The following is a 5,363-nucleotide window of genomic DNA, read 5'->3' as shown; positions in this document are numbered from 1 at the left end:
TTCTGTTACCACCGGTACGAAAACCGTTGAAACATTCACCAAAGATACCTGTGCGGCAACCTTACGGTATTATTATAAAATTCCGGAAGAGGCTCGTGGTAAAACGGTAAGTTTTAAATTTACGGTTCAGGGTAGTAATGGCGAAACTGTATCGTATTCTATGGGCCCTTACTCAATTGCAAAAATGGATATGTCTCTTGATATCCCGGTGAAAGATAATGGCGCCTGTTATATTTCCATTGCAGACATGGCCGTTTATAATGCTGCAGATGCCGTCACCCATGCAGGCAATATTGATCTCGTTTATCTTTACAGGTCCATCACCGGAATTTCCTTTGAACATGCTCTGGTTTCTCCAGCTGCCGATCCTCAATATCTTCCGGGAATTACTCTTCCCTCAGGGGTAAACAGAAGTACAAAAATTTCAAAGGCATGGGGATTAAGAGATCAACAACTAGCCCGTTTGCAATACGGTATTTTTATTGATGATCTGGATTTTCAGAAATTAGATCTCTCAACTGCGCCTAATTATGCAATTAATATGAAAGCTCAGGCCGGAGCATGGGTTGAAACTGCTGATGGTAAGTACAGAGCCTATATTTATGTTAATTCTGTTTCTAACAGTCCTGCAGGTATGACAATCAGTATCAAGCGTTATACACTTTAATGAATTTCATTGCCATTGTGTCTTGCTTTTTGAAGACACAATGGCTTTTTTATTTTTTTCTCTCAACCTCATATAACTTCCTGTAAATTTATTTTACTCTTCCATTTTTGATGTTTATTTTTCACCCGGAATCCTGAACCAACAGAAATTCAAATCAAATCCTGAAAATATTTGTACATAAAGCTGTGGAAATAAAAGATAATCAAAATCTTGTCGTTGGTCCTGTTCTATTGTATTTTCATGAACACCCGAAAAAGTGACCTGATTCATCCTTTAAATTTAAAGCAAGCAAAGAATAATTAATAAAAACCAATCTACTGAATAATGAATAAGTATCTTTTTATAATGATGTTGTTTTTGGGCATAAGCACTATGTTGCCCGGATATGTTTACGCTCAGGAATTTGTACATCCTGGAATCGACCAGACTTCCGATGACCTAGTTTACATGAAAAAACAGGTACTTTCGGGAGAAAATCCCTGGAAACCAGCCTTTGACCGTCTTAAGGCTTCTGTAGATCTTGATTTTGCCGTGAAGCCATACGCTCACGTTCAACGCGGTCCTTATGGAAAACCTAATATCGGTGGGGATGACCTCTCGAAAGGTGCAAACCTGGCATATAACTGTGCCCTTCTTTGGTATATTACCGCTAATAAGGCGTATGCTAAAAAAGCGATAGAAATCCTTAATGCCTGGTCGCCTGTACTCTGGGATTTTGATTACAATGATGCCAAACTGCTGGCCGGGTGGACCGGACATGTCTTATGCAATGCGGCTGAAATTCTTCGTTATACCAATTCGGGCTGGAAACCCTCAGATATTGAAAATTTTAGCAATATGCTGATGACTGTTTACTATCCCCTGTTAAGGTATTATTATCCGTTGGCCAATGGCAATTGGGATGGGGCAATTATTCATTCTATTATGGCAATTGGTATTTTTACCGATAATCACGAGATGTTTAACAACGCGGTTTGTCATTTCTTGTATGGTTCCGGGAATGGCAGCATTTTCAAATATATTTATCCAAACGGACAATGTCAGGAGAGTACCCGTGACCAGGGACATGTTCAACTTGGCCTGGGCGAATTTGCGGGAGCTGCCCGGGTGGCCTATACGCAGGGTGTTGATCTTTTTTCAATTGCTGACAATAGAATTGCTCTGGGGTTTGAATATACGGCAAAATTCCTTTCAGGAGTAAATCCTCATTGTTATGGGATTATTTCAGAACGTGCGAGAAAATTCTCCGATAATTACGAATATGTATACAGGCATTATACTTCAAAAGGTATAGAAATGCCTTATACAAAGATAGCGGCCGATTCCATCCGGCCTGTGGCCACCAGAAGTGTCCTTACTGCCTTTCGTGCTCCTTCGGGGAAGGGCATTCAAAATAGTGGCACTCCAAAACCTGGCACTGTTGCCTATCCTACAGGGGCCATGGTTGCAGCCACTTTGAAAGCTCCTTCTGATGCAGTGATTGTGAACCCGGGGGAATCAATCCAAAAAGCCCTGGATGCCTCAGCCGGAACGGGACGCTGGGTTATCGCAAAAGCCGGCCTTCATACTCTGCCCAATACCCTGAAAATTCCAAGTGGAGTTACTTTAGCCGGCGAAGGGATTCAGACTGTGCTCTTTCTCGATCCGGCCTCGGGGGCAAGGGATGCAATTGTCAATGTGGATCATGATTTACATGATGTCACTATCCGGGATTTGGTTGTTGAAGGAGCTTTGAAGCCTGATCCCGGGACGGACCCAAATTCCAGCAGGTCTTTTAGAAGCCTCAGTAATAGAGGGGGAATAGTATTTCTTACAAACCGAGAGGCACAGATGAAGAACATCAATTTTACAAATATTACCGTCCAAAATTGTACCTATAACGGGGTTTTTATCAGTGGGACTGAAGGTGTTTCCATTATTGGCTGTAACTTCGACGAAAATGGTTCAAATGTGATTCCTGGCCCTAAGCTTGAGCATAATCTTCTGTTAACTCACTGTACAAATGTGAAGGTGGACAACTGCAGGATGGATACATCACCCTTCGGCAGCGGTATTTCATTGGATCATTGTAAACAGGTGAAAATCGATAGCTGTGAGATTGCCAGAAACGCCTATTATGGTATTTTGATTGATGAATGTGATCAGGTTGCTGTATCCGGGAATTTTATTGAAGCCAACGATAGAAGCGGAGTAATGGTGGAATTTTTGTCCCGGGGCTCCAGTAATGTTGATATTGTCAATAACCTGATTCATTTTAATAACGGTTATGGAATTGAAGCCTACGACTGCCGGCACATAAAATCCACGAATAACACACTGGTTAGAAACGGTAACCGCACTGAACAGCAGAAAATTATTGCAGATAAATATATTGTGATGGAATAACATTTATTGGTTGAAGGGATTCTTTTAGCTTTATTGCAAGATATATCGATTAGTTTGATTGAAAACGTTTGTTATATTTAGCGGATAAATTTTTATAAAAAGTTTTCAAAACTAATCTTTCATATAATTGAAATATAGCTTGTTATATTGTGCTTTTATCGGGAACAGTCTTTTCACCAAGAATTGTTCCTGTTAATTTTAGAAAAATTAAGATCATACCTGTACCTTGTTTTAAATGAAAAGAATAAACTATCCTAAAATTCTTAACCTAAAAAAATGAAAAAAATCTCAAATTGGCATTTGTTATATTTCACCGTCATCTTTTTGGTCTTTTTTAATTCTTCCTGTAAACATGATGATACCCCTCAAAAAGTTTCATTTAGTGGGATCTTGAGTACCTTACAGATCGATCATCCCCGGTTGTTGCTCACCGATGCCCGTTTAAAGGAACTTAAAACATTGAGTTTAACGGATACTCGATTAAAAAAATATGTGAATGACGTGTTGGCTCAAGCAGAAAAAGATCTTACCAAAGCACCCATTCAACATATATTGATTGGCCCCAGGTTATTGGACAAGAGTAGGGAATGCCTGAGCAGGGTCTATAATCTTGCTTTTGCCTATCGTTGGACAGGAGATCCCCGTTGTTACAAGGGGGCAGTTGACAATATGAAAACTGTTTGTGCTTTTGCCGACTGGAACCCTTCCCATTTTTTGGACGTTGCTGAAATGACCCATGCCGTGGCCATCGGATATGACTGGTTGTATAATTACATGGATCAGCAAACCCGCGAAACTATTAAATCCGGATTATTAAAGTTAGGGCTTGCCGAAGGCAAAAAGGCTTACCTCTCCAATGCCTGGTGGAAAACTTCGACTTTTAATTGGAATCAGGTATGCAATAGTGGATTGTTAATCGGGGCTCTGGCTGTTGCGGAATCCAATCCCGTTGATGCTTCCAATATATTGACGAATGCCCTGCAGGGTTTGCCTTATGCATTGAAAAGTTATGGGCCGGATGGCGTTTGGGAAGAGGGGCCCGGCTATTGGGATTATGCCACCGATTACACTGCGTATGGGCTGTCGGCTTTACAAACTGCTTTGGATAGTACTTTTAACCTGACCAAATATGATGGAATGCCTGAAACCGGATACTTCCCGGTATATGCATCCGGGCCTACCGGTTATATGCTCAATTATGCAGATGTAGGAGATTTTTCAAAATTAAGCGCTCCTCATGCCTGCATGTGGCTTTCGTCGGTTTATCATGAAAACCAGATTTCTGATTTTATCGAAAACCAGTTGAACACCAGAACCGCCAACGTTTTTCATATTATTTGGTATCAACCCAATACTTCTTCTTCCTTAAATTGTGATCTCGACAGGTATTTCGACGGAAAAGTTCCTCTCTTTTTTTCGCGGAGTTCCTGGAATGATCCGAATGCTCTGTTTCTTGGCGCCAAAGCCGGATATAACCAGGTAAATCATGGGCATCTTGATCTGGGGAACTTCGAAATGGATGCTTTGGGCGTGAGATGGGTCCGTGACCTGGGATCGGATGACTATAATCTTCCTGATTATTTTGGAATGAGTGCAACCAGCCTTCGTTGGACTTATTACCGGCTGAATTCCTTCAGTCATAACGTTCCGGTATTGGGCAATAAAAATCAGAATGTTTATGCTACCTCAAATTTCATAAAGCATGCAACAGGGGTAGCTGAACCTTTTGCCATTATTGATTTCACTTCGGCCTATAAAGACTTTGCAAGCTCAGCTCAACGTGGATTTAAAGTGGTAGACAACCGTAAAGCCATACTTGTACAGGATGAATTTACGCTTTCCAAAGCTTGCGAAGTATCCTGGGGTATCACTACTGATGCCACCATAGTATTGGTTAATTCTCAACAGGCTGTGCTCACACTTAAGGGTCAAAAAATGACCCTGAAAATACTATCCCCTTCTGACGCTTCCTTTACTGCTGGTTCTGCCCAACAGGCAGCTCCGCAAAAAGAAAACCTCGGGGTACAAAGATTGTGGGCTAAAACCAATGCTGCTGCCGGGAAAATAACCGTCGCCATACTGATGCTCCCCCAATGGTCGGGTACAGAAAATAATTTTTCTATGGATATTACCCCGCTTTCAGCATGGTAATAAATAAATGCATATTTTTTCTTTTTGATAACATAATAACATTTTCAATATGAAATTTTTAAGTAGGTATTTGGTTTTGTCTTTCCTTTGTTTTTCAATTTTATCCAATGGATATTCACAAATAAAAAGTAGTTATTCTGACGACCTGGCCCAGTTGCAT

Annotated in this window: 3 protein-coding genes; all 3 read left to right on the top strand. The window is 40.8% G+C overall.

Translation table 11 applies throughout. The features are described 5' to 3' along the window. The coding region (locus Q8907_12255) for a DUF4466 family protein (GenBank protein ID MDP4275043.1) at positions 1-667 on the top strand (667 nt) is incomplete at its 5' end. Positions 668-991: 324 nt separating this feature from the next. Next, complete coding sequence (locus Q8907_12250) at positions 992-3,052, top strand: right-handed parallel beta-helix repeat-containing protein (GenBank protein ID MDP4275042.1); 2,061 nt, start codon at positions 992-994, stop codon at positions 3,050-3,052. 276 nt (positions 3,053-3,328) lie between these two features. Next, positions 3,329-5,203 (top strand): heparinase II/III family protein, encoded by a 1,875-nt coding sequence (locus tag Q8907_12245; GenBank protein MDP4275041.1) that lies wholly within the window; start codon positions 3,329-3,331, stop codon positions 5,201-5,203. Positions 5,204-5,363: the final 160 nt, after the last annotated feature.

It is taken from the genome of Bacteroidota bacterium, assembly GCA_030706565.1.
In the GTDB taxonomy this organism is placed as follows: Bacteria; Bacteroidota; Bacteroidia; order Bacteroidales; family JAUZOH01; genus JAUZOH01.
The sequence above is the reverse complement of the archived record's forward strand: the minus strand, read 5'-3'. Positions and strand labels throughout refer to the sequence as shown.

Bases quoted from the DNA above. Each gene is read 5' to 3' on its own strand.
- Q8907_12250 (MDP4275042.1), top strand. From the start codon at position 992: ATGAATAAGTATCTTTTTATAATGATGTTGTTTTTGGGCATAAGCACT.
- Q8907_12245 (MDP4275041.1), top strand. From the start codon at position 3,329: ATGAAAAAAATCTCAAATTGGCATTTGTTATATTTCACCGTCATCTTT.